Source organism: Ancylobacter sp. WKF20 (assembly GCF_029760895.1).
Lineage (GTDB): Bacteria > Pseudomonadota > Alphaproteobacteria > Rhizobiales > Xanthobacteraceae > Ancylobacter.
In genome coordinates this window covers 2,804,543-2,826,820 of record NZ_CP121679.1, presented here as the reverse complement: position 1 = coordinate 2,826,820, position 22,278 = coordinate 2,804,543, and the positions used below count along the sequence as shown (strand labels likewise).

Here is a 22,278-nt window from a genome sequence, read left to right as displayed (position 1 = left end):
ATGTCCGCCCGAGGTCGCATTCCGCCGGTTTCGTCCGCATGGTAAGTGCTGCGCGTCCAAGTGGCGCAGGCGCCACATTATCAGCCAGCCGACCTGATGAGGTTTTCAAGATGAGCAGCACCCGCATCGAGACCGATACGTTCGGGCCCATCGAGGTGGCGAGCGACAAATATTGGGGCGCGCAGGCGCAGCGCTCGCTCGGCAATTTCAAGATCGGCTGGGAAAAGCAGCCGCTGCCCATCGTCCACGCGCTCGGCGTCATCAAGCGGGCGGCGGCGGAAACCAACCGCGACCTCGGCCATCTCGACCCCAAGCTGGCGGATGCCATCATCGCCGCCGCGCAGGAGGTGATCGACGGCAAGCTCGACGCGCATTTCCCGCTTTCGGTCTGGCAGACCGGCTCGGGCACGCAGACCAACATGAACGCCAATGAGGTGATCTCGAACCGCGCGATCGAGATTCTCGGCGGGGAGAAGGGCTCGAAGAAGCCGGTTCACCCGAATGACCACGTCAATATGAGCCAGTCGTCGAACGATACCTACCCGACCGCCATGCATGTCGCGGCGTCGGTGGAGGTCGTTAAGACGCTCCTTCCCGCGCTCACCCATCTGCGCGACGCGCTCGCCGCCAAGTCCAAGGCGTGGGAGCACATCATCAAGATCGGCCGCACCCACACGCAGGACGCGACCCCGCTCACGCTCGGCCAGGAATTCTCCGGCTATACCCAGCAGGTGACGAACGGCATTGCGCGCATCGAGCAGACGTTGCCGGCGCTGATGGAACTCGCCCAGGGCGGCACCGCCGTCGGCACCGGGCTGAACGCTCCCATCGGCTTTGCCGAGAAGGTAGCCGAACGCATCGCCGCCATCACCGGCCTGCCCTTCACCACCGCGCCGAACAAGTTCGAGGCGCTCGCCGCGCATGACGCGATGGTGTTCACCCATGGCGCGATCAACACGGTGGCGGTGTCGCTGTTCAAGATCGCCAACGACATCCGCCTGCTCGGCTCCGGCCCGCGCTCGGGCCTTGGCGAGCTCGCTTTGCCGGAGAACGAGCCGGGCTCCTCGATCATGCCGGGCAAGGTGAACCCGACCCAGTGCGAGGCGCTGACGCAGGTGTGCGTGCAGGTGTTCGGCAACAACGCCGCGCTTAGCTTCGCCGGCAGCCAGGGCCATTTCGAGCTGAACGTCTACAACCCCGTGATGGCTTATAACTTCCTCCAGTCGGCGCGCCTGCTGGCGGATGCGGCGGTCAGCTTTACCGACAATTGCGTCGTCGGCATCGAGGCCCGCGAGGACAACATCAAGGCGGCGCTGGAGCGCTCGCTGATGCTGGTGACGGCGCTGGCGCCGAAGATCGGCTACGACAACGCCGCCAAGATCGCCAAGACCGCGCACAAGAACGGCACCACGCTGCGCGATGAGGCTGTCGGTGGTGGCTACGTCACCAATGAAGAGTTTGATGCTGTTGTCCGCCCGGAGAAGATGATCTCGCCGGGTTAATCTGACATTCATGCAGATGAATGCCTGTTCATTTGCGTGTCTAAAGATTAACGCGCCGCATTACCGAAGTTTCATTTGAGATTTCGGGATGCGGCGCGCAACATCGGTCTCATCGAAGAAGGAGATGAGGCCGATGAAACGCACAATCATTGCCGCGACCGCCGCCGCCCTGCTTGCCAGTGCCGCCTTCGGTGTGGCCGCGCCGAACTTCAAGGGCGACGGTCCCCGACTGACCCCGCAGCAGATGGCGGAAAATGCCGGCGCGATGAGCGACGCCCATATCGCCGCGCTCAAGGCCGGGCTGAAGCTCACCCCCGAGCAGGACAAGCTCTGGCCGGCGCTGGAAGCGGCGCTGCGCGACTATTCCCAGCAGCGCATCGACCGGCGGCTGGAACACCGCGAGGAGCGCGCCGAACAGAAGGGCCCCGGCGATCGGCCGGACGTCATCGTGCGGCTGCGTGAGCGCGCCGATGGCATGCTGGAGCGTGGCGAGGGCCTGAAGAAGGTGGTGGATGCCGCCGATCCGCTGTTCAAGACGCTCGACGATCAGCAGCAGCGTCGCTTCGCCATCCTGTTCAAGCAGGTCGAGGGGCCGCGCATGGCGCGCTGGGACCGTCATCACGGCCCGCATGGCGGCCCCGGACGCGGTGGCCCGGACCGTGGTGGTCCCGATTGGGGCGGTCCCGGCTTCCACCCGATGCCTCCTGGAGGGCCGGGCGGCCCTGGTGGCCCCGACGGCGAGCCGCTCTGATCTCGCAGCGTGATGTCATCCCGGACGGCCGCAAGGTCGCTCCGGGATCGTCCGGCCCCGTGCTGTCCCGGCTCTCGGCAGGGATCGGTGTCCGGCGCGGCTCAGCCTTCCGCCAGAGCCTTCAGCGCGTCGCCGGTGACGCGCTGCACCGTCCATTCGTCCATCGGCGCTGCGCCGATGGACCGGTAGAAGCGGATGGCGGGTTCGTTCCAGTTGAGCACCCACCACTCGAAGCGCCCGAGACCCTCCTCGACGCAACGCCGCGCGAGGTGGCGCATCAGCGCCCGCGTGATGCCGCGCCCGCGATAGGCCGGCCGGACATACAGGTCTTCCACATAGAGCCCGTGGCGGCCGCGGAAGGTCGAGTAATTGTAGAACCACAGGGCGAAGCCGGCCGGCGCGCCGTCCCATTCCGCGATGTCGCAGAACACGCGGGGGTTCGGTCCGAACAGGTCGCGCTCGATATCGGCAAGGCCCGCCTCAACCTCGTGCAGCAGCTTCTCGTAATCGGCGAGTTCGCGGACGAAAGCGAGGATCAACGCGGCATCGGCCGGTGTGGCCGGGCGGATGGACAGGCTCATGGCGGCCTCAGACCGCCACCGGCGCCTTGATGGCGGGGTGCGGGTCGTAATTCTCGATGGCGATATCCGCGAAGCGGAAGGCGAACAGGTCGTCCACCGCCGGGTTGAGTCTCAAGCTCGGCAGGGCGCGCGGGCTGCGCGAGAGCTGCTCGTGCACCTGCTCCATATGGTTCATGTAGATGTGCGCGTCGCCGAGCGTATGGACGAAATCGCCCGGCTTCAGCCCCGTCACCTGCGCCACCATATGGGTCAGTAGCGCATAGGAGGCGATGTTGAAGGGCACGCCGAGGAAGATGTCGGCCGAGCGCTGGTAAAGCTGGCAGGAGAGCCGTCCCTCGGCGACATAGAACTGGAACAGCAGGTGGCAGGGCGGCAGCGCCATTTGCGGCACATCCGCCGGGTTCCAGGCCGAGACGATCAGGCGGCGTGAATCGGGGTTGCGGCGGATATCGGCGACGACCTGCGCGATCTGGTCGATCACCCCGCCCTTGCCGTCCGGCCAGGAGCGCCACTGATGGCCATAGACCGGGCCAAGATCGCCCTTGTCGTCGGCCCACTCATCCCAGATCGAAACGCCGTTTTCCTTGAGATAGGCGATGTTGGTGTCGCCAGCGAGGAACCACAGCAGCTCGTGGATGATCGAGCGCAGGTGCAGCTTCTTGGTGGTGACGAGCGGAAAGCCCTCACCGAGATCGAAGCGCATCTGATGGCCGAAGACCGAGACCGTGCCGGTGCCGGTGCGGTCATCCTTGCGGACGCCCTCGCGCAGCACGCGTTCCAGAAGCTCGTGATATTGCCGCATGGTCTCTCTCGTCATCGCTGCTGGTGGTGCCTCGACCCACTATATATAGCGCATTCGTCCACCCTACGCACCGTTGCCGGCGCTTGGCTCACAGCAAAACCGCGTGCCAGCCGCTGGCGTCGCGCCGGTAGTCGAGGGAACCTCATCGACCTCCCCGGCTTGTCCCCGCGCGCACCATTCAGCGAGGGAGGAACAACCCATGTCCAGCAACGCGACCACGGACGACAAGGCGGCGACGCTCGCCGGCACCAACATCGAGCGGACCGACAGCACCACGGCGCTCGCCATGGAGCATCACCGCCTCGCCATGCATCTTAACCTGCTGGAGAAGGACGCCACCCACCCGATCGACCTCGTGGTGGAAGGCTCGCACATGAATCCGGCCCTGGTGCTGCGTGCCGGTCAGGCGCTGCGAAGCGCCCATTCCGACGTGCGGCTCGACTATGAGCTGATGCGCGAGGTGCTGATGGAGGTGATCCGCACCCGCATCGCCGAGCTGGACGAGAAGCTCGTGGGCACGCAGGGCGGCAACCAGCCGATCGAGCGCCTGCAATATGGCGACCAGACGGAGGCGTGAAAACGCCGTCCGGCACAAGGGGCGGGATGACGCAAGCCCGCCCCCCTTCCAACCGGACGCCCGAACGCCTATATTCCCCTCCGCCGGTGCAAGCCGGCTATGGCGATAAACGGACATCGTAATAAACCCATCGGACCCGGGGGCAGTACCCGGCGCCTCCACCCGAGCCCATCCCACGCTGGTGGGTTCCGGCGGGGGCGAAACAGGATCGACGAGGGCGTAAAGGGTTTTCTTTCGCTCGGCATGGTACCGCCGTCATCGGACCAAACTTATAGTTGCCAACGACAACTATGCTCCGGTTGCTCAGGCCGCGTAAGCGGTTTGATCTCTGGGAAATAAGTCCTTGCGGGTAGCACTGTAAGGCGGGGTTCGGAGGCACCTGGCAACAGAAGCCTCCACTTCCTTTCAAGGACCGGCTGGCGGTCGAGGCTGGAATCGGGTTCATTGCCGGCATGAGCGTCGATCTTATTCGCTATGATTTGTTGGTTCAGGACGCGCTGCGCGCCGTGGTGCGCCGCGTCCTCGTGGACGTCGCGCGCGACGGTCTGCCTGGCGACCATCACCTGTACATCTCCTTCGACACGACGAACCTGGGCGTGCGCCTCTCGCCGCGCCTCAAGGAACGCTATCCCGAGGAGATGACGATCGTTCTCCAGCATCAGTTCTGGGATCTGATCGTCACCGAGGCCTATTTCGAGGTCGGGCTGTCCTTCAACGGCATACCCGAGCGGCTGCATGTGCCGTTCGACAGCCTCAAGGGCTTCTTCGACCCTTCGGTGAAGTTCGGCCTTCAGTTCGAGCCCTCGGGCGCGGCGGAGGAGGACGAGGAGGTCGAGGCCGCACCGGCTCCGGCGGCCGCGCCGACACCGATTGGTGTCCCGCGTCCCACCTCGGTGCCGTCGACGCGCGCGCCCTCCGCGGGCGAGGCAAAGCCGCCGCGCCCCGCCAAGGTCGAGGCTGTCAAGGCGGAGCCTGTGCGCCCGGTGGCGGCCAAACCGGCCGAGTCCGCCGGCAAGCCCGTTTCGGCCGCGAAGCCCGCCAAATCGGATGCAGCCAAGGCGGAAGCTCCCAAGGATGCCCCCAAGCCTAACGCCGGCAAGGCAGAGGCCGCCAAACCCGCCGCTGCGGCGACGGAGGCGGAGGCCGATGGCGAGACGAAGGGCGCGCAGGTCGTGCGCCTCGATGCCTTCCGCAAGAAGTAGCTTTCCGTGAGCGGCCATCATGAGGTGATCGTCGTCGGGGCCGGCGCTGCCGGTCTCGCGGCGGGGGCCCGGCTTCATCAGGCCGGCGTCGATGTGCTGGTGGTCGAGGCGGCGCCGCGCACCGGCGGACGGGCCTTTACCGATAGCTCGACCTTCGGCGTCGCCTGGGACCGCGGCTGCCACTGGCTGCATTCGGCCTCGGTCAACCCGCTGCGCCAGGCCGCCGACGAACTCGGCATCCCCTATATGGTCCGCACCAACCGGCAGGCGCGGGCGACGCATCTGGGGGAGCGTTGGGCCGATGAGGTGGAGCGTGTGTCCATCTGGCAGGCCATTGACGGCATGTTCACCGCCGTTCACCAGGCCGGCGACGAGGGCCGCGACATCGCCGCGAGCGCGGTGATCGACACCGCCACGCCTTGGCTGCGGCTGACCCGCCACTGGCTCAACCTGATGACCGCCACCGAGGCGGAGCGGGTCTCCACCCTCGACTACGCCGCCTATTCCGACACGGTGGAAAACTACCCCGTCGCCAGCGGCTATGGCGACCTCGTCCAGGCGGTCGCGCGCCGCGCCGCGCCGGCGCTGCCGATCCTCACCAACTGCCCGGTCGCGACCGTCGACTGGTCCGGCGCCGGTGTCGCGCTCGACACGCCACGCGGCCGGCTCACGGCGCGGGCCGTCATCATCGCCGTGCCGACCCCGGTGATCGCGCGCGGCGGCCTCGCCTTCGCCCCGCATCTGCCGGTGGACCTAGCGGAAGCCTTCGCGGCGCTGCCGCTGGGCGCGGCGGAGAAGGTGGCCGTTCATTTCGACCGCGACGTGTTCGGCCTGCCGCCGACCACCTATATCGACACGCTCGATTTGCGCGATCCCGCCCGGCACCCGATCAACTTCACCCTCAATCCGTTCGGTGCGCCGATGGCGATCGGCCAGCTGGCCGGCGACAATGCCGCCCGGCTCGTCGCCGCCGGGCCGAAGGCGATGGAGGACTTCGCCCTCGCCGCGCTTACGGACGCCTTTGGCGCCGATATTCGCCGCCATGTGACGGGTGTCGCCACCACGGACTGGGTGGCGGACCCGCTGATCGGCGGCGCCTATAGCTGCGCACTGCCGAGCCTCGCCCCTATGCGCGCGCGGCTGCGGCAATCGCTAGCCGATCGCGTCTTCTTCGCCGGTGAGGCGGTCTCCGCCCACGCCTATTCCACCGCCCATGGCGCGCATCTGACCGGCCTCGCGGCCGCCGACGCGGCGCTGGCGCAGCTCACGGGCCGGGCGGCGTGAGCGCGCCCGGCGGGCCCTTGCTCACCCTCGTCGTCGCGGTCGCCGAGAATGGCGTGATCGGGCGCGGCGAGGACCTGCCCTGGCACATTTCCGGCGATCTCAAGCGCTTTCGCGCGATCACCTGGGGCAAGCCGATCCTAATGGGGCGGCGCACCTTCCAGTCCATCGGCCGGCCGCTGCCGGGGCGCACCAGCGTGGTCATCACCCGCGACGCGGGCTTTGCCGCGCCGGACGGCGTCATAGTCGTGCCGTCGCTGGAGGCGGCGCTGGCGGCGGGCGCGGCGGAGGCGGCACGGCTCGGCGTTGACGAGATGGCGGTGGTGGGCGGCGCGCAGATCTACGCGCAGGCCCTGCCGCTGGCGCAGCGGCTGCGGCTGACGCAGGTCCATGGCCAGCCCGAAGGCGACGTGCATTTCCCGCCCTTCGAGCCCGCCGACTGGCACGAGACTTATCGCGAGGGCCCGCTACAGGGCGAGAAGGACGAATTCGCCTTCAGCTTCGTCGATTACGACCGGGCCTGATAAGACCCGGCTCAGCGCCCGTCAGATCGGCCGGCCCTCGACGGTGAGGGACAGTTCCTCCTCCATCTCGCCGACCTCGTCGAGGTGAGGATAGGCGGCGAGCGCCTGACGGGCGGCCTCGAGCGCGTGTTTCTCGTCGCCGATCTCCTTGCAGATGATGGCGATGCCAGCCCAGGCGCCGTAATGGCGCGGCTCGCGCGCCACGACCTGCCGCAGATCGAGCAGCGCGTCGGAGAAGTCCTGCTTGAGATAGAACACGGTCGCCCGCTTGTTCCAGGCTTCCAGATGGTCGGGCGCCACGGCAAGCACGCCGTCGAGCAGCTGGATGGCGAGGTCATAATCCTTCGCCTCGGTGGCCTGGGCCGCCCGGTTCATCAAGAGATCCGCCGTGTCGCTGCCCGAGGGCGTGAGCGCGATGTCGATGCGGGCGGCGATCTGCTTGGCGGATTCCTCGTCCGGCGCCGCCTTCAGCGCCGCGAACAGGGCGTCGAGCCGCTTGGCGCGGTCGGGCTCAGCCGTGGCGCTCTCGACCGGGGAGGTGGTGCTGCGCCCTTCGCCCTCGGCCGGCGCTTCCTTGGCCTTGGGAATCTCGACCTGAACGGGCGGGCCCTTGCCCGGCAGATCCGTGCCGGCATTCGGTTTGCCCGGCCCATCCTTGCCCGGCGCAGCATGAGCGTCCGGGGCCGGTGCGGCGGGCGACTGGATGAGGAGAAGCGGCACGCGGCCGGTCGTCTCGGCCGCGGCGGGAAGGCCGATCAGCGAGGCGGCGAGGGCGACGGCAAGGGGCGAGACAACAGAAAGGGCGCGCATGGCTCCAGTGTAGGAGCGATGGCGCCCTCGTCAACGCGCGCGAGCGCACCCCGAGAAAACGTGAACGCGGCCACAAGGGCCGCGTTCAAACCGTAGAAGAGGCGCCGGAAACCGGCGCCGGCTCTCAGCCCTGGCGGGCCTTGAAGCGCTTCTGGGTCTTGTTGATGATGTAGACGCGGCCCTTGCGGCGCACCAGACGGTTGTCGCGGTGACGGCCGAGCAGCGACTTGAGCGAGTTGCGGATCTTCATGACACTTAACCTTCGGATCGATACGCCTGCGCATGAGACGGCGCCTATGGCCGCGCCCCGATCCGCCAGCTTCACCTAAATTCGAGGCCCGGCTGATAGCGGAGGGGAGGGGGCCTTGTCAATCGAGGGCCGGTCTACCGGCGGCGTTTTCCGCCCCGGCGCCCCGCTTATCCCATGCCCCGCCCGGCCTTGAAGGGCGCCATGCCGGCGCGGGCCAGCTCGTCCGCGCGCTCATTCATCGGGTCGCCCGCATGGCCCTTCACCCAGTGCCAGCGGATCTCGTGGCGGGCGATGGCGAGTTCGAGGCGCTCCCACAGGTCGACATTCTTCACCGGCTTCTTGTCCGCCGTGCGCCAGCCATTGCGCTTCCAGCCGGCCATCCATTTGGTGACGCCGTTGCGCAGATATTCGCTGTCGGTGTGCAAATCGACCGTGCAGGGGCGCTTCAACGCTTCCAACGACGAAATCGCCGCCATCAGCTCCATGCGGTTGTTGGTGGTCGGGGAATCGCCGCCGCAAAGCTCTTTCTCCGTCCCCGCATAGCGCAGGATCGCCCCCCAGCCGCCGGGGCCGGGATTGCCGGAGCACGCGCCGTCGGTCCAGATCGCAACGATGCCTTTCGGCGGTTCCTGGGGCGGCTTGGCGTCGTCGCCGAAGATGCGGGCGGTGCCGGGCGCCGTCTTCACGCCGCAGGCCCCATCACGCCGTAATCGCGCGGGCTCTCGACGGAGCGGTGGAAGCGCAGCTTGCGCAGATATTCCAGCGGGTCGTGCGGGCGCACCAGCGCGCCGGGCGGCACGTTGAGCCAGTCGACGAGGCGCGTCAGCAGGAAGCGCAGCGCCGCCCCGCGCGCCAGCACCGGCAGCGCGGCGATCTCGGCCTCGCTCAGCGCCCGCTCGGCCTGATAGGCGGCGATCATCGCCCGGCCCTTGGTCAGGTTGTAGGCGCCGTCGGGCTCGAAGCACCAGGCATTGAGGCAGATGGCAAGGTCGTAGGCGAGCAGGTCGTTGCAGGCGAAATAGAAGTCGATCAGCCCCGACAGCCGGCCATCGGTGAAGAACACATTGTCCGGGAACAGGTCGGCATGGATGACGCCCGCCGGCAGGCCGGTGGGCCAGGCGCCTTCCAGCAAGGCGAGTTCGTCGGCGATCAGCGCGCGCAGGCCCGCCGCCACGGTATCCGCGCGCTCGCCCGCCGCGTCATAGAGCGGGCGCCAGCCGGCGACCGAGAGCGCGTTGACGCGGGAAAAGGCAGTGAAATCCGCCCCCGCCTTGTGCAGGCCGGCGAGCGCGGTGCCGAGCGCGGCGCAATTGGCGGCGGTCGGCCGGCGCACCGAGGTGCCCATGAGAAAGGTGGCGATGAGCGCCGGGCGGCCGGCGAGCGTGCCGAGCGCGACGCCCGCGCGGTTGCGCACCGGCTGCGGGCAGTCGATGCCCCGGCTCGCCAGATGCTCCATCAGCCCGATGAAGAAGGGCAGGTCCGCCGGGTTCACCCGCTTCTCATAGAGGGTGAGGATGAAACTGCCGGCCTCGGTCTGGAGCAGATAGTTCGAGTTCTCCACCCCTTCCGCGATGCCCTTGAAGGCGCGCAGACGGCCGAGCTCATAGGTCGCGAGGAAGGCTTCGAGCTCTTCCGGGGTCACATCGGTATAGACGGCCATCGGTGCCTGTCGGGGTGTGGAAGAGCCTATTCGGCGGCGTCGGGGCGAAGCTGCCGGGGCAGCGGGAAGAACACGTCCTCATTCACCGTGTACACGGTCTCGACCGCGACCTGATAGCGCTCGGCGAAGGCGTCGATGATTTCCTCAACCAGAATCTCCGGCGCCGAGGCCCCGGCGGTGATGCCGAGCGAGGCGATGCCGGTGAAGCGGGTCCAGTCGATCTCGCTGGCGCGCTGCACGAGATCGGCGATGCGGCAGCCCTCGCGCTCGGCGGCCTCGCGCAGGCGCTGCGAGTTGGACGAGTTCGGCGCACCGACCACGATCATCGCGTCCACCTGCGGGGCGACGCGCTTGACCGCCTCCTGCCGGTTAGTGGTGGCGTAGCAGATGTCTTCCTTGTGCGGCGCCACCATCGCGGGGAAACGCTCGCGCAGGATCGCGACGATCTCCGCCGTATCGTCGATGGAGAGGGTGGTCTGGGTGGTGAAGGCGAGGTTTTCCGGGTCGCGCGGGGTGAAGATGCGCGCCTGCTCGGCGGTCTCGACCAGCGACACCGCGCCCTCGGGCAGCTGGCCCATGGTGCCGATCACTTCCGGGTGGCCGGCATGGCCGATCAGCACGACCTCGCGCCCTTTCTTGTGATGCACGGTCGCCTCGCGGTGAACCTTGGTCACCAGCGGGCAGGTGGCGTCGATGGCGAAGAAATTGCGCCGCGCCGCATCCTCCGGAACGGATTTGGCCACGCCATGGGCCGAGAAGATCACCGGCGCCGCCGTCCCGGTGGGCACCTCATGCAGCTCCTCGACGAAGACCGCGCCTTTCGCCTTCAGTCCCTCGACCACATATTTGTTATGGACGATCTCGTGCCGGACATAGACCGGCGGGCCATAGAGGGCGAGCGCGCGCTCCACCGCGTCGATGGCGCGCACCACGCCGGCGCAGAAGCCGCGCGGGGCGCAGAGCAGAACGCGCAGATGAGGTTTCTCGGCGGCGGGCATCGCGTCGTCCAGCGGGGCGCGTCCAAGGGGAGGCGCGGTGGAAATACGCCTTCCGTCATGGGTGCCGCCGCCCGCCCTGTCAAGCGCGCGGCCGGCCCGGCGCCGGCTTAAGAGGGCCGCTTCTTGAACGCGCCGACGATGGTGAGCGTCACCTCGTCCGACACCATGGGCACCGCCTCGCCCAGCCCGAAATCGCTGCGCTTCACGTTTGCCGTGGCGGTGAAGCCGACATTCTCCGCCTTGTGCTGGGGGTTATAGCCCGCGCCGATGAAGCGGGCCTCGAGCGTCACGGGCCGCGTGACGCCGTGCAGGGTCAGATCGCCCTCGATCGTGGCCTGCGTGCCACGCACCGTCACGCGCGTGGATGTGAACGTCGCGGTGGGGAATTTCGCCGCGTCGAAGAACTCGGCGGAGGCGAGGTGCTCGGCAAAGCGCGGCGAGGTGACGACCAATCCCTCCATCGGGATGGTGATGGCGAGCCTGGCCATGTCGGGCGCCTTGGGGTCGAGCAGCAGCGTGCCGCTCATCCGTCCGAACATGCCGCTGAGCGGGGTGAAGCCGAGATGATCGACCGACCAGATCACCTGCGTGTGGTTGGCGTCGACCTCATAGGTGCCGCCGCTGATGCGGGCGACATCCGGCTGGCCGGGCCGCTGCGCGGCATCCTGCGCCTGTGCCGGGCTCAGCGCGCCCAGCGTTGCCGCCGCCAGTGCCGCGAGAAACCAACGCCTCATCCTGTCCTCCCCTGCCATGCCGCGTTTCGCGTCGTTCCGGGCGGGAGATTAGGGCGGGGATACCGCAGCGGCAAGGTCGCGCGCACATCGTCAAAGGTGAAATCATTTTTATTATCAAATGCTTATGAAGAGTTTTGAGGCGCGTTGCCGTCGACCGCGCGCGGATGGTCTCACACGGTCCACGCAATCATTTGCAGGATGGCGCGCGCCGGCCTATATTCCCGCCATCCCGGTCATCGTCAGACGGTCCGAGGCTGCGCCCCCGAGGGGTGGGCGGAGCGCGTGAGAGAGTCTGCGCGACCGAATGAACCAATTGGATGGAGACGCGTCCCATGGCGAACGCCCCCCTCATGCCGAAGGCCACGGCCGTGTGGCTGGTGGAGAACACCGCGCTGACCTTCGATCAGATCGCGGACTTCTGTAAGCTGCATGTGCTGGAAGTGAAGGGCATCGCCGACGGCGAGGTCGCGCAGGGCATCAAGGGTCTCGACCCGGTGAACACCGGGCAGCTCGGCCGCGAGGAAATCGAGAAGGCCGAGAAGAACCCGAACTATCGGCTGAAGCTTCAGGAATCCAAGGTTCGCCTGCCGGAGCCCAAGCGTCGCCGCGGCCCGCGCTACACCCCGGTGTCGAAGCGCCAGGATCGCCCGAACGCGATCCTCTGGCTGCTGCGCAATCACGCCGAGCTCAAGGACGCGCAGATCATGCGCCTCGTGGGCACGACCAAGACCACGATCGAGGCGATCAAGGAGCGCACCCACTGGAATGCGCAGAACCTGACGCCGATGGACCCGGTCACGCTCGGCCTGTGCTCGCAGATCGACCTCGACATCGAGGTGCAGCGTTCCTCCAAGGATCGCCCCGCCGGCGCGCAGGTCGAGGACAGCACCACGCTGCTGCCGGCCGAGATCACCACCGGCGCCGGCGCTCACGACGAGCCCTACACCTCGTCGCGCAAGCCGCGCGAGGAGCCGATCGACCTCGAGACGGTGTTCGCCAAGCTCGGCGGTTCGCGCAAGAGCGCGGCCGAGGAGGAGTGAGGCGTCGCCTCCTTCGTGTCTCATGACGATCAGGGGCGCTCGGGCGCCCCTTTTCATTTGTCGCGACGGCATCATTGCCATCTCGGCCCCGTGAGGTTCCAATGAGTGTTTTCGATGATCCTGCTGCGGTGGCGCGCTATGCCGAAGGCCCGCGCCGTCTTGTGCCCGGCTTTCTCGATCTTCAGCGGATGGCGATGCTGCTGCTTGCCGAGCGCGCGCCGCCGGACGCCCACATTCTGGTGCTCGGGGCCGGCGGCGGGCTGGAGCTGAAGGCGTTCGCCGATGCCCAACCGGGCTGGCATTTCGATGGGGTCGATCCTTCGGCCGAGATGCTCCGTCTCGCCGAGGCGACGTTGGGTGTGCACGCCCGGCGCGTCCGCCTGCATGAAGGCTATATTGATACCGCGCCGGCCGGCCCGTTCGACGGGGCCGCCTGCCTGCTCACGCTTCATTTCATCCAGCCGGCCGAGCGGGCTGCGACGCTACGCGCGGTGCATGAGCGGCTGAAGCCGGGCGCCCCCTTCGTGACCGCCCATCACAGCATTCCCGGCGATGACGCGGAGCGGGCGCTCTGGTTCGCCCGCTACGCCGCCTTTGCAGCGTCCTCCGGCGTTCCGCGGGCGCAGGCGGAACGGGCGGGCGCCACCATCGGCGATCGCCTGCCGGTTCTCTCGCCTACCGAAGACGAGGCGCTGCTGCGCGACGCCGGTTTCCGCGATGTCGCCCTGTTCTATGCCGGCTTCACCTTCCGCGGCTGGGTCGCTCGCGCCTGAGCGCGCCGTCCCCTACGCCGCGCTCACCTTGGCGAGGCCGCGCGCGCTGAGCACGGCGGCGATCTCGTCCAGCGTCGCCGGATCGTCGATGGTCGCCGGCATGTTCCAGCTCTGCGCGTCGGCGATCTTCTTCATCGTGCCGCGCAGGATCTTGCCGGAGCGCGTCTTGGGCAGGCGGTTCACCGTGATCGCCAGCCGGAAGGCGGCGACCGGGCCGATCCGTTCGCGCACCAGCGCGACGATCTCCGTCTCGATCTGCGCCGGCGAGCGGGTGACGCCCGATTTCAGCACCAGGAAGCCGCAGGGCACCTCGCCCTTCAGCTCGTCATGAATGCCGATCACCGCGCATTCGGCGACATCCGGGTGCGCGGCGAGCACCTCTTCCATGCCGCCGGTGGAAAGGCGATGGCCGGCGACATTGATGATGTCGTCCGTGCGCCCCATGATGAAGAGCTGGCCGTCATCGTCGCAGAAGCCGGCATCCGCCGTCTTGTAGTAGCCGGGATAGTCGATGAGGTAGCTCTCGCGGAACCGCTCATCCTGCCGCCAGAGCGTGGGCAGGCAGCCGGGCGGCAGCGGCAGCTTGATGGCGATGGAGCCCATCCGGTTGGCGGCGACGGGATGGCCGCCCTCGTCGAGAATATCGACCTGATAGCCGGGCATCGGCACGCCGGTCGAGCCGACCTTCACCTCCAGCGGCTCGATGCCGACCGGGTTGCCGGCGATGGCCCAACCGGTCTCGGTCTGCCACCAGTGATCGACCACGGGCACGCCGAGCTTCGCCTTGGCCCATTCCACCGTGTCCGGGTCCGCCCGCTCACCAGCGAGGAACAGGGTGCGCAGCGAGGAGCGGTCATAGTCCTTCATCAGAAGACCCTCGGGGTCTTCCTTCTTGATCGCGCGCAGCGCGGTCGGCGCGGTGAACAGCGCGGCGACCTTGTACTCTTCAATTACCCGCCAGAACGCGCCGGCATCGGGCGTGCCGACCGGCTTCCCCTCATAGAGCACCGTCGTGCAGCCGGTGAGCAGCGGGGCGTAGACGATGTAGGAATGGCCGACCACCCAACCGATGTCGGAGGCCGACCAGAACACCTCGCCCGGCGCCACGCCATAGAGCCCGTCCATCGACCAGCGCAGCGCCACCATGTAGCCGCCGGTGTCGCGCACCACGCCCTTGGGCTTTCCGGTCGTGCCGGAGGTGTAGAGAATGTAGAGCGGATCGGTCGCCGCCACCGGCGCGCAGGCGGCGCTGACGCCGCTGGCGAGAGCCTCGGCGCGGCGCGTCGCCCAGTCCTGATCGCGGCCCGGCACAAGGCTCGCCTCGACCTGCGGGCGCTGGAAGATCAGGCAGGCCGCTGGCTTGTGGGTGGCGATGGTGAGGGCGAGGTCGAGCAGCGGCTTGTAATGGACGATGCGGCTCGGCTCGATGCCGCAGGAGGCGGAGAGCACGATCTTCGGCTGCGCATCGTCGATGCGGCTCGCCAGCTCCGCCGCCGCGAAGCCGCCGAACACGACGGAGTGCACCGCCCCGATGCGCGCGCAGGCCAGCATGGCGAACACGGCTTCCGGGATCATCGGCATGTAGATGACGACGCGGTCGCCGGCCTCCACGCCCATGGCGCGCAGCACGCCGGCCAGTGTCGCCACCTCGGTCTGCAAGTCGGCATAGGTGATGGCGCGCTTGGTGCCGCTCACCGGGCTGTCATAGAGGATCGCCGCCTGCGCCCCCCGCCCGGCCGCGACGTGCCGGTCGACCGCGTTGTGGCACACATTGGTGACGCCGCCGGCGAACCAGCGCCCATAGACCCCGGCTTCGGGATCGAACACGCGGCGCGGCGGCTCCATCCAGTCGATGGCCTCGGCGGCCTCACCCCAGAAGCCTCGCGGATCGGCGATGGAGCGGGCGTGGAGGGCGGCGTAGCCGCCCGAAGGAGGGCGCACGGGGTCGGTCGCAGGCGCAGGTGCAGCGGCGCTCATGGTGGCGTTCTCCCAGCAGGGGCGATTTTTCTTCTGTTGCCCTCAATTTCACGGGTAGCAGGCGGGGATTCAAGAACGCTCAAATGCGTACGACCTTGGTCGACCCTGCGTCATGTCCCCATGGGGAGGCTGAAACGCGAACCGCCGGCCCTTGTCAGGCCGGCGGCGGAGTTCTTTCGCGTTGTTCACGGGCGGGTGCCCGGTGGGCCTGGCTGCCGTCCATACGGGCCGCACTCGCTCGGGTCGCGAGCACTGGCCCCGGAGCATTCTCGCCGAAAGTTGCTCGACCTTCGCGGCGTTATCTGCTCGCGTCCGGCAGAAGGCGGTCCTTCATCTCGATCAGAATGAAGCCACCGGTACGGGCTTGGCCTTAATGCAGCGTCGCGCCCTTGAGCCGCGAGATTTCATCTTTCAGATGAAGCTTCCGCCGTTTCAGATCGGCCACCCGTACATCATTGGACGACGGGCGGGTCATCTCCTCACGCAGTTCCTTCTCCAGCGCCTGATGACGCCTTTCCAGTTCCGCGACATGCGCTTGCAAAGACATGGGCATCTCCCTGTCATTCGGAAACGAGCGTCATGAGTGTGTCACGTAAGCCGCGAGCTGTCGACGAAACGATGCGCTGCGCCGCAGCATGGCCAGTCCGCCGTTCGGGGATGTTGCAGGGGGCGGCCTTGGCGGCAATACTTGGTGCCAAGCTTCGACAAACCGGAGCGAGTCGGGTCGCGGGTCGAGCGTTTGACACAGATAACGGCGGATGAGGAAACCGAGCTGAGGGCTCTCCTCGAGCGCCTGAAGCAGGAGCATCGCGATCTCGATGCGGCTATTGCGACGCTGCAGCAGATGCCTGGCAGCGATCAGCTTCAATTGGCCCGGTTCAAGAAGCGCAAGCTGGTGCTGAAGGATCGCATCAGCTTCGTCGAGGACCAGATCTGCCCCGACATCATCGCGTAAGCGTGATGCTGCGCCGCACCCATCCCGGCACGCGGCCGGGATGGTATCAGCGGCGGCGCGATCAGAACTGCGTGAGCAGCACGTCGGCGTTGGTCGTGTCGGCCTTGCTCGGCACCGGCTCGACATTGAGGATGAGCACCTCGCCGTCATCCACCAGCATGGAGTAGCGCTTGGAGCGCAGGCCGAGGCCCGCGCCGGAGGCGTCGAGCTCGAGGCCGAGCGCCTTGGCGAACTCGCCATTGCCGTCCGACAGGAACACGATCTTGTCGCTGGCGCCGGAAGCCTTCTGCCAGGCCTCCATGACGAAGGGGTCGTTCACGGCGGTCACCGCGATGGTGCTGACGCCCTTGGCGAGGAAATCGTCCACGCGGGCGATGAAGCTCGGCAGGTGGTTCTTGTGGCAGGTGGGCGTGAAGGCGCCGGGCACCGCGAAGAGCACGACCTTCTTGTTCTTGAAGAACTCCTCGGTGGAGGTCGGCACCGGCCCGTCGGCGGTGGCGATGCGGAAGGTGGCGCTAGGCAGCTGATCGCCGACCTTGATCGTCATGGGTGTTTCCTTTCGTGCGCGAAGACGGATATGCGCGGGATCGTTCAGGCCAGCCGGCAGGCCGCGCCGTCGCGGGCACGGGCCGCCGGTCGGCCGGGCGATGGTAGAATAGCCATTTCCCGCGTCGCGGGAAGCCGTATCAGGGGGCGGAAAGCGGGGCCGTCACCTCGACCGCGCCGGCGCGGTCGGTCAGGGTGAAGCGCAGCGGCGTCGCCGCGATGTCGCTGCCCGAGGGCACGCCATCGACCGGCAGCGTGAACACCGCGCGCCCGTCCGGCCCGGCGCTGCGCTCGGGGAGCGGCAGGGCCCAATTGTCGTCCGGTCCCTCGACGAACAGATCGGCCGTGCCGGCATCGCCGACGCGGGCGAGGATTCGGATGCGGCGCTGCTCGCCACTGCCTTCCAGCGTCGCGCTCTCAATGGCCGGCGCGGCACCGGCCCCCAGGGCGGCTGTATGGGGTACGGCGGCAAGGGCGGCGGTGAGGGTCGGCGAGGGCGCTCCGGCGCCGCCAGCGGGCACGTCGAGCGTCACATTGGCGGTGGCGGGCTGGCAGATCTTCTCGCAGACCGCGAAATCAAGCGCGAGCCGCAGTTCCACCGGCTTGTCGGCCTCGCGCGGGGTGATCTTGAAGGGCAGGGTGACGTCGCTCTTGTAGCCGATGGAGAGGCTTCCCCCCTCGTCGAAGCGCACGGGCGCCGGCCAGAGCACCTCGACCGCGCCGACATTGCTCGATCCCGACCAGTCGAAGCGCGGCGGCACGCCGGCGTCGCCCGGATAGCGCCAATAGGTCTTCCAGCCGGGCGTCAGGCGGATCTGCACGCCGCCGATGAGCGCGCCTCCCTCGGAGGCCGCGACCAGCCGCACCGCCGTGCCGGAGGGCGCCGACCAGGTCGAGGCGAGCTCCGCGCGCGCGGGCGCCGCAAGGCCAGCGGTGGCGAGGGCTGCGAGGAGGAGGGCGCGACGGACAAGCATGATTGAGGCGATACCCTGCCGGCCGGCGCATGGAAAGCGGACGCGCCGCACTTTCGTGTGAGGGCCCTGGCGCGGCGGGTGGCCACGCCCGGCGGGGCTTGAAAATGCCCCGGCGAGGTTTACGCTTTCCCTCATGTGGATCGGACGGGAAGGCCGTGGAGGTTCCGGCGGCGGTTCGAGCGGAACCTTTCTCGAAGGGCAGATGCTGGTCGCCATGCCGGGCATGCGCGACGAGCGTTTCGCGCGCGCCGTGATCTATCTGTGCGCACACTCGCCCGAGGGGGCGATGGGCATCATCGTCAATCAGCCCGCCAGCAACATCAAATTCACCGATCTGCTCGTGCAGCTCGACGTCATCCCGCAGGATGAGCGCATCCATTTGCCGCGCAGCGCCGGCGGGGTGCGGGTGCTCAAGGGCGGGCCGGTGGAGACCGGGCGCGGCTTCGTGCTGCACAGCGCGGATTTCTTCATCCAGGATTCGACGCTGCCGATCGATGACGGCATCTGCCTTACCGCGACGCTCGATATTCTCAAGGCGATCGCAGCCGGCGGCGGGCCCGCCAACGCGGTGCTGGCGCTCGGCTATGCCGGCTGGGCGCCGGGCCAGCTGGAGAACGAGATCCAGCAGAATGGTTGGCTGCACTGCCCGGCCGACAGTTCGCTGGTGTTCGACGCCGATGCCGGCGCCAAATATGAGCTGGCGCTGCGCAAGATCGGCATTGATCCGGGCATGCTGTCCTCGGAAGCCGGCCACGCCTGACGGCGCGGGCTTTTTTCCAATTCGATCACAATGGGCATTCCGGCGCGGACGTCCATGCCCCGCGCCCGCCGCGTCAGCTCGAAGGCGGGGCCTTCACCGTCGCAGGAACGCTCGCTGGCCCCTCCTGGGGGGCGCCGGCGGGTGCAACTGGCGCACGTCCAGCGTCGCCCGGCGCGCCATTGCCCTGCGCCGCGCGCGGCACGGCGACGGTCGGCGGCGTGGCGGGCGCCGGCCGGGCCGGGGCGCCATTGGCGGCGGGGCGCGGCGTGCCGTTCGGCGGGGGCGCCGGACGCGCGGGACGGGGCGCGGCTGCGCCAGCAGGAGCCGCCCGCACCGGGGCCGTGGCCGGCTGGCCCGTCGTCGTGTCGCCATCCTTGGCGACGTCCTTGCCCTTGCCGCGCGCCAGCAGTCGGCCGCCGAGCGAGGCGGGGGCGGCCTCCGGCTGAAGGCGCTTGCGGGCCTCCTCGGCGGTCAGCGGCTCGCCGAACAGCTTGCCCTGGCCATAGCGGCAGCCGAGCTTGGCGAGGGCGGCGGCGGCCTGCTCGCTCTCGATGCCCTCGGCGACGATATCCATGCCGAGATCATGCGCCATGTTGATGATGGTGCGCAGGATCACCGGCCGCTGCGCCTTGTTGCCGTTGCGCCCCAGCGCCTTCATGAAGGTGCGGTCGACATTGATCGTGTCGAAGGGGAAGCGCTGGAGATAGGCCAGCGACGAGTAGCCGGTGCCGAAATCGTCGAGCGAGAGGCCCGCGCCGAGCTCGCGCATCCGCATCAGGATCTGCGCGGCATATTCCGGGTTCTCCATCACCAGCGACTCGGCCAGTTCCAGCTTCAGCGTGCCGGGGGCGACGACGTTGCGGGCGAGGATGGCCTTGATGTCCTGCAACAGGTCGTGCCGCAGCATCTGCCGGGAGGAGATGTTGACCGAGACGAAAATCGGCTCGCCGCGCATGCCCCGCTGCCAGCCGCCGAGCTGGCGGGCGGCGCTGTCGAGCAGGAACAGGTCGATGTCGACGATGAGGCCGGTATCCTCGGCGATGGAGAAGAAATCGTCCGGGCCGAGCGTGCCGAGGGTCGGGTGCAGCCAGCGCGCCACGGCCTCGAAGCCGGCGATGGAGCGCGTCGCGAGGTCGACCACTGGCTGATAGACGATGTTGATCTCGCCGCGCTCCAGCGCCTGACGCAGATCGGCTTCCATGGTCAGCCGGTCGAGCTTGTGCGTGCGCATGCTCGGGCGGAACACCTCGATGCGGTCGCCGCCGACGCGCTTGGCGAAATACATCGCCAGTTCCGCGTCCTTCAGCATCTCGTTCGGCGCGCGCTTCTGCCCGTCGGCCAGCAGCAGGCCGATGGAGGCGGTAATGAAGATCTCGCGGTCGCCGAAGGTGATGGGTGCGCGCAGCGTGCGACGCAGCGTGTCGGCGAAGGCGGTGATGCGCTCGGGGTCCTTCTCCGAGAGCAGGATCAGCGCGAAATGGTCGCTCCCGAGCCGCGCCAGCGTATCCTGCTGCTTGGTGAGGCGCATCAGCCGGCGCGCGACGGTGAGCAGGATCGAGTCGCCCGCCGGCATGCCGAGGCTGGCATTGACCTGCTTGAAGCGGTCGAGGTCGATCAGCATGATCGTCGGCTTCAGCGTGTCGTCGGCGCGCACGAAGCCGTTGGCGGAGGCGAGGCGGTCGAGGAACAGCTCGCGGTTGGGCAGGCCGGTCAGGTTGTCATGCACCGCGTCATGGAGCATCCGTTCCTCGGCGGTGCGGCTGTCGGTGACGTCGGAGAGCGTGCCGATGCAGCGCACCACCTCGCCATCCGTGCCCACCACCGGGCGGGCGCGCAGGTTGAACCACATGTAATGGCCGTCCTGCGCCCGCAGGCGGAAATCCTGGTCGATGCGCCCGCGCCGCTGGTCGAGCAGGCCGTCCAGCGTGGCGCGGAAGCGGTCGCGGTCGGCGGGGTGGATGATGTCGAGCCAGCCGGCGGCCTCGGTCTCCAGCGCGCCGTGCTTGAGGCCGAGCATGTGCTCGGCTTCCGGGCTGACATGGATGCGGTCGGTGTCGACGTCCCAGTCCCAGACGATATCGCCGGAGCCCGCAACAGCCAGCGCCCGGCGCTCCAGCTCCTGCGCGCTGCCGGCAACCGAGCCGATGCCGGCGAAGGCGTGCTGCATGACCGTGAAGCCGATCAGCATGACGATGAGAACAAGCCCGCCGAGCAGCGCCGGGGCCACGAGGTCGTTGCCGATATGGCCGGACACTGCCATGCCGGCGGTGAGCACCCACACGACCAGCAGGAACAGGGTGGGGATGATCAGCACCGCGCGGTCATAGCGGTGCAACGCCAGCCACAGCACCACCGCAAAGCCCATCAGGGACACGACGAGCAGCGATGGCCGGGCGATGCCGGCGGCAGCGGAGGGGTCGAGCAGGGCAAGGCCGACAAGGGCGGCCAGGAAGACGAGCCAGCCGGCGGTGATGTGGGCGTAGCGCACATGCCAGCGGTTGAGGTTGAGATAGGCGAAGAGGAAGACGACCAGCGTCGCCGCCAGCATCGCCTCGCCCGCCGCGCGCCAGAATTGCTGCGCCAGCGGCGAGATGCCGAACACTTTCGACCAGAAGCCGAAATCGAGGCCGATATAGCCCAGCACCGCCCAAGCGAGGGCCGCGGCGGCCGGGAACATCGCGCTGCCTTTCACCACGAACAGGATGGTGAGGAACAGCGCCAGCAGGCCGGCAATGCCGATGACGATGCCGTTATAGAGGGTGAAGGAGTTGACCTTGTCCTTATAGGCCTCCGGCTCCCACAGATAGAGCTGCGGCAGGCCGGAATCGGCAAGCTCGGCCACCAGCGTGACCGTCGTGCCGGGGTCGAGCGTGATGAGGTAGACGTCCGCGTCCGGCGCGCTCTGCCGCTCGGGCCGGAAGCCCTGGCTCGCGGTGACGTTGAGGATGCGGCGATTGCCGAGATCCGGCCAGAATACGCCCGAGCCGACCATCCGGTAATGCGGCGCCACGATCAGCCGGTCGACCTGCTCGTCGGTGTTGTTGGCGAGGGCGAACACCGCCCATTTGCTGCCGTCCGGCCCCGGTGCGACCGAGCGCACCTCGATGCGGCGGACGATGCCGTCCGAACCGGGGACGGTCGAGACCTGGATGCGGTCAGTGTCGCTGGTATGGCGCTCCACAGCGGGGGCGAGGTCGACCACCAGCGCGTCGAGACGTATCGCCACCGCCTCGAGCGCCATCGCGCCCGAGCTCGGGAGCGCGCTCGCCAGAACGAGCGCGACAAGGGCGAATGCCAGCGGCCCGAGCGCCCGCGCAAGGGCGGGCAGGGGCCGCGGGAACCGACGGTGGAAGGCCAAACGGGTACCTCTGCTTATGGCGTCAGCCGTGTCGAAGACCGCGACGAAGTCCGTATGGGAGTCCGCCCGCCACCGGCTCCCTCGCGGCGACGCGCCACGATGAGTAGCGGCGCCGGGCGGCGGGGGCAAGGCGTGCGGGCACGCGCACTCCGGTCAATCGGAGGGAGCCGCGCGCGGGCTCGTCCGGGCGGGAGGACCGGGCGGGGGACCATCCGCCGAAATC

The 22,278-nt window shown here is 68.3% G+C and carries 23 protein-coding genes and 1 other RNA gene; 11 read left to right on the top strand and 13 right to left on the bottom strand.

Annotation, left to right across the window (positions count from 1 at the left end; genetic code table 11):
• Nucleotides 1-110 precede the first annotated feature (110 nt).
• Entirely contained in the window at nucleotides 111-1,502 is a 1,392-nt protein-coding gene (gene fumC, locus AncyloWKF20_RS13115) for a class II fumarate hydratase (RefSeq protein ID WP_279314481.1), read from the top strand.
• Between the two features lie 133 nt (nucleotides 1,503-1,635).
• Complete coding sequence (locus AncyloWKF20_RS13110) at nucleotides 1,636-2,253, top strand: Spy/CpxP family protein refolding chaperone (protein WP_279314480.1); 618 nt, start codon at nucleotides 1,636-1,638, stop codon at nucleotides 2,251-2,253.
• A 101-nt stretch (nucleotides 2,254-2,354) separates the two neighbouring features.
• On the opposite strand, the gene AncyloWKF20_RS13105 is transcribed toward AncyloWKF20_RS13110, so the two are convergent.
• Both AncyloWKF20_RS13105 and AncyloWKF20_RS13100 read right to left on the bottom strand, forming a co-directional pair.
• The gene (locus AncyloWKF20_RS13105; protein WP_279314479.1) at nucleotides 2,355-2,834 is read right to left on the bottom strand and encodes a GNAT family N-acetyltransferase; all 480 of its coding nucleotides are present in this window, start codon (nucleotides 2,832-2,834) and stop codon (nucleotides 2,355-2,357) included.
• A 7-nt stretch (nucleotides 2,835-2,841) separates the two neighbouring features.
• Nucleotides 2,842-3,636 carry a thymidylate synthase gene (locus AncyloWKF20_RS13100; protein WP_279314478.1) on the bottom strand — a complete coding sequence of 265 codons (795 nt, stop codon included), beginning with the start codon at nucleotides 3,634-3,636 and terminating at the stop codon, nucleotides 2,842-2,844.
• Nucleotides 3,637-3,835: 199 nt separating this feature from the next.
• On the opposite strand from AncyloWKF20_RS13100, the gene AncyloWKF20_RS13095 reads away from it, so the two are divergent.
• The 5 genes from AncyloWKF20_RS13095 (at nucleotide 3,836) to AncyloWKF20_RS13075 (ending at nucleotide 7,220) form a co-directional block, all read left to right on the top strand.
• A complete protein-coding gene (locus AncyloWKF20_RS13095) occupies nucleotides 3,836-4,213 on the top strand; it encodes a hypothetical protein (RefSeq protein ID WP_279314477.1) in 378 nt (125 codons plus the stop codon).
• Nucleotides 4,214-4,255: 42 nt separating this feature from the next.
• Nucleotides 4,256-4,613: a transfer-messenger RNA gene (gene ssrA / locus AncyloWKF20_RS13090) on the top strand.
• Between the two features lie 52 nt (nucleotides 4,614-4,665).
• Entirely contained in the window at nucleotides 4,666-5,415 is a 750-nt protein-coding gene (locus AncyloWKF20_RS13085; RefSeq protein ID WP_279314476.1) for a ClpXP protease specificity-enhancing factor SspB, read from the top strand.
• 6 nt (nucleotides 5,416-5,421) lie between these two features.
• Nucleotides 5,422-6,699, top strand: a complete 1,278-nt coding sequence (locus AncyloWKF20_RS13080) for an NAD(P)/FAD-dependent oxidoreductase (protein WP_279314474.1) — start codon at nucleotides 5,422-5,424, stop codon at nucleotides 6,697-6,699.
• Nucleotides 6,696-7,220 (top strand): dihydrofolate reductase, encoded by a 525-nt coding sequence (locus AncyloWKF20_RS13075; protein WP_279314473.1) that lies wholly within the window; start codon nucleotides 6,696-6,698, stop codon nucleotides 7,218-7,220. Before AncyloWKF20_RS13080 ends, AncyloWKF20_RS13075 begins: the two co-directional genes overlap by 4 nt.
• A gap of 21 nt (nucleotides 7,221-7,241) precedes the next feature.
• Here the strand turns inward: AncyloWKF20_RS13075 and AncyloWKF20_RS13070 are convergent, their stop codons facing one another.
• The 6 genes from AncyloWKF20_RS13070 to AncyloWKF20_RS13045 all read right to left on the bottom strand — a co-directional run bounded on the left by AncyloWKF20_RS13070 (nucleotide 7,242) and on the right by AncyloWKF20_RS13045 (nucleotide 11,672).
• On the bottom strand, nucleotides 7,242-8,030 hold the full coding sequence (locus tag AncyloWKF20_RS13070) for a tetratricopeptide repeat protein (RefSeq protein ID WP_279314472.1): 789 nt from the start codon (nucleotides 8,028-8,030) through the stop codon (nucleotides 7,242-7,244).
• A 124-nt stretch (nucleotides 8,031-8,154) separates the two neighbouring features.
• Nucleotides 8,155-8,280: a type B 50S ribosomal protein L36 gene (gene ykgO, locus AncyloWKF20_RS13065; RefSeq protein WP_013167868.1), complete on the bottom strand. Its 126-nt coding sequence runs from the start codon at nucleotides 8,278-8,280 to the stop codon at nucleotides 8,155-8,157.
• Between the two features lie 167 nt (nucleotides 8,281-8,447).
• Nucleotides 8,448-8,939 carry a ribonuclease HI gene (gene rnhA / locus AncyloWKF20_RS13060; RefSeq protein ID WP_279317966.1) on the bottom strand — a complete coding sequence of 164 codons (492 nt, stop codon included), beginning with the start codon at nucleotides 8,937-8,939 and terminating at the stop codon, nucleotides 8,448-8,450.
• Between the two features lie 23 nt (nucleotides 8,940-8,962).
• Nucleotides 8,963-9,940 carry a homoserine kinase gene (locus tag AncyloWKF20_RS13055; protein WP_279314471.1) on the bottom strand — a complete coding sequence of 326 codons (978 nt, stop codon included), beginning with the start codon at nucleotides 9,938-9,940 and terminating at the stop codon, nucleotides 8,963-8,965.
• A 26-nt stretch (nucleotides 9,941-9,966) separates the two neighbouring features.
• Entirely contained in the window at nucleotides 9,967-10,938 is a 972-nt protein-coding gene (ispH, locus tag AncyloWKF20_RS13050; RefSeq protein ID WP_279314470.1) for a 4-hydroxy-3-methylbut-2-enyl diphosphate reductase, read from the bottom strand.
• A 107-nt stretch (nucleotides 10,939-11,045) separates the two neighbouring features.
• Complete coding sequence (locus AncyloWKF20_RS13045; RefSeq protein ID WP_279314469.1) at nucleotides 11,046-11,672, bottom strand: YceI family protein; 627 nt, start codon at nucleotides 11,670-11,672, stop codon at nucleotides 11,046-11,048.
• 332 nt (nucleotides 11,673-12,004) lie between these two features.
• Here AncyloWKF20_RS13045 and AncyloWKF20_RS13040 point away from each other — a divergent pair, with 332 nt between their 5' ends.
• Entirely contained in the window at nucleotides 12,005-12,712 is a 708-nt protein-coding gene (locus AncyloWKF20_RS13040; protein WP_279314468.1) for a cell cycle transcriptional regulator TrcR, read from the top strand.
• A gap of 101 nt (nucleotides 12,713-12,813) precedes the next feature.
• The gene (locus AncyloWKF20_RS13035; RefSeq protein WP_279314467.1) at nucleotides 12,814-13,485 is read left to right on the top strand and encodes a class I SAM-dependent methyltransferase; all 672 of its coding nucleotides are present in this window, start codon (nucleotides 12,814-12,816) and stop codon (nucleotides 13,483-13,485) included.
• A gap of 12 nt (nucleotides 13,486-13,497) precedes the next feature.
• Here AncyloWKF20_RS13035 and AncyloWKF20_RS13030 read toward each other — a convergent pair whose 3' ends face one another.
• Together AncyloWKF20_RS13030 and AncyloWKF20_RS13025 are read right to left on the bottom strand one after the other, a co-directional pair.
• Complete coding sequence (locus AncyloWKF20_RS13030) at nucleotides 13,498-15,462, bottom strand: propionyl-CoA synthetase (RefSeq protein WP_279314466.1); 1,965 nt, start codon at nucleotides 15,460-15,462, stop codon at nucleotides 13,498-13,500.
• 370 nt (nucleotides 15,463-15,832) lie between these two features.
• Entirely contained in the window at nucleotides 15,833-16,009 is a 177-nt protein-coding gene (locus AncyloWKF20_RS13025; protein ID WP_267585016.1) for a DUF465 domain-containing protein, read from the bottom strand.
• A gap of 201 nt (nucleotides 16,010-16,210) precedes the next feature.
• On the opposite strand from AncyloWKF20_RS13025, the gene AncyloWKF20_RS13020 reads away from it, so the two are divergent.
• The gene (locus AncyloWKF20_RS13020) at nucleotides 16,211-16,417 is read left to right on the top strand and encodes a DUF465 domain-containing protein (protein WP_267585640.1); all 207 of its coding nucleotides are present in this window, start codon (nucleotides 16,211-16,213) and stop codon (nucleotides 16,415-16,417) included.
• Between the two features lie 61 nt (nucleotides 16,418-16,478).
• Here the strand turns inward: AncyloWKF20_RS13020 and AncyloWKF20_RS13015 are convergent, their stop codons facing one another.
• Together AncyloWKF20_RS13015 and AncyloWKF20_RS13010 are read right to left on the bottom strand one after the other, a co-directional pair.
• Nucleotides 16,479-16,964, bottom strand: a complete 486-nt coding sequence (locus AncyloWKF20_RS13015) for a peroxiredoxin (RefSeq protein ID WP_267585017.1) — start codon at nucleotides 16,962-16,964, stop codon at nucleotides 16,479-16,481.
• Between the two features lie 139 nt (nucleotides 16,965-17,103).
• Nucleotides 17,104-17,937, bottom strand: a complete 834-nt coding sequence (locus AncyloWKF20_RS13010; protein WP_279314465.1) for a protein-disulfide reductase DsbD domain-containing protein — start codon at nucleotides 17,935-17,937, stop codon at nucleotides 17,104-17,106.
• A 133-nt stretch (nucleotides 17,938-18,070) separates the two neighbouring features.
• Here AncyloWKF20_RS13010 and AncyloWKF20_RS13005 point away from each other — a divergent pair, with 133 nt between their 5' ends.
• Nucleotides 18,071-18,697, top strand: a complete 627-nt coding sequence (locus AncyloWKF20_RS13005; RefSeq protein ID WP_279314464.1) for a YqgE/AlgH family protein — start codon at nucleotides 18,071-18,073, stop codon at nucleotides 18,695-18,697.
• A 73-nt stretch (nucleotides 18,698-18,770) separates the two neighbouring features.
• On the opposite strand, the gene AncyloWKF20_RS13000 is transcribed toward AncyloWKF20_RS13005, so the two are convergent.
• Nucleotides 18,771-21,938 carry an EAL domain-containing protein gene (locus AncyloWKF20_RS13000; RefSeq protein ID WP_279317965.1) on the bottom strand — a complete coding sequence of 1,056 codons (3,168 nt, stop codon included), beginning with the start codon at nucleotides 21,936-21,938 and terminating at the stop codon, nucleotides 18,771-18,773.
• Nucleotides 21,939-22,278 lie beyond the last annotated feature (340 nt).

Bases quoted from the DNA above. Each gene is read 5' to 3' on its own strand.
- AncyloWKF20_RS13005 (WP_279314464.1), top strand. From the start codon at position 18,071: ATGTGGATCGGACGGGAAGGCCGTGGAGGTTCCGGCGGCGGTTCGAGC.
- AncyloWKF20_RS13045 (WP_279314469.1), bottom strand. From the start codon at position 11,672: ATGAGGCGTTGGTTTCTCGCGGCACTGGCGGCGGCAACGCTGGGCGCG.
- ykgO (WP_013167868.1), bottom strand. From the start codon at position 8,280: ATGAAGATCCGCAACTCGCTCAAGTCGCTGCTCGGCCGTCACCGCGAC.
- AncyloWKF20_RS13000 (WP_279317965.1), bottom strand. From the start codon at position 21,938: ATGGCGCTCGAGGCGGTGGCGATACGTCTCGACGCGCTGGTGGTCGAC.
- AncyloWKF20_RS13055 (WP_279314471.1), bottom strand. From the start codon at position 9,940: ATGGCCGTCTATACCGATGTGACCCCGGAAGAGCTCGAAGCCTTCCTC.
- AncyloWKF20_RS13015 (WP_267585017.1), bottom strand. From the start codon at position 16,964: ATGACGATCAAGGTCGGCGATCAGCTGCCTAGCGCCACCTTCCGCATC.
- AncyloWKF20_RS13035 (WP_279314467.1), top strand. From the start codon at position 12,814: ATGAGTGTTTTCGATGATCCTGCTGCGGTGGCGCGCTATGCCGAAGGC.
- AncyloWKF20_RS13010 (WP_279314465.1), bottom strand. From the start codon at position 17,937: ATGCTTGTCCGTCGCGCCCTCCTCCTCGCAGCCCTCGCCACCGCTGGC.
- AncyloWKF20_RS13110 (WP_279314480.1), top strand. From the start codon at position 1,636: ATGAAACGCACAATCATTGCCGCGACCGCCGCCGCCCTGCTTGCCAGT.
- AncyloWKF20_RS13070 (WP_279314472.1), bottom strand. From the start codon at position 8,030: ATGCGCGCCCTTTCTGTTGTCTCGCCCCTTGCCGTCGCCCTCGCCGCC.
- fumC (WP_279314481.1), top strand. From the start codon at position 111: ATGAGCAGCACCCGCATCGAGACCGATACGTTCGGGCCCATCGAGGTG.
- AncyloWKF20_RS13095 (WP_279314477.1), top strand. From the start codon at position 3,836: ATGTCCAGCAACGCGACCACGGACGACAAGGCGGCGACGCTCGCCGGC.
- AncyloWKF20_RS13100 (WP_279314478.1), bottom strand. From the start codon at position 3,636: ATGCGGCAATATCACGAGCTTCTGGAACGCGTGCTGCGCGAGGGCGTC.
- AncyloWKF20_RS13030 (WP_279314466.1), bottom strand. From the start codon at position 15,462: ATGAGCGCCGCTGCACCTGCGCCTGCGACCGACCCCGTGCGCCCTCCT.
- AncyloWKF20_RS13085 (WP_279314476.1), top strand. From the start codon at position 4,666: ATGAGCGTCGATCTTATTCGCTATGATTTGTTGGTTCAGGACGCGCTG.
- ispH (WP_279314470.1), bottom strand. From the start codon at position 10,938: ATGCCCGCCGCCGAGAAACCTCATCTGCGCGTTCTGCTCTGCGCCCCG.
- AncyloWKF20_RS13025 (WP_267585016.1), bottom strand. From the start codon at position 16,009: ATGTCTTTGCAAGCGCATGTCGCGGAACTGGAAAGGCGTCATCAGGCG.
- AncyloWKF20_RS13105 (WP_279314479.1), bottom strand. From the start codon at position 2,834: ATGAGCCTGTCCATCCGCCCGGCCACACCGGCCGATGCCGCGTTGATC.
- AncyloWKF20_RS13040 (WP_279314468.1), top strand. From the start codon at position 12,005: ATGGCGAACGCCCCCCTCATGCCGAAGGCCACGGCCGTGTGGCTGGTG.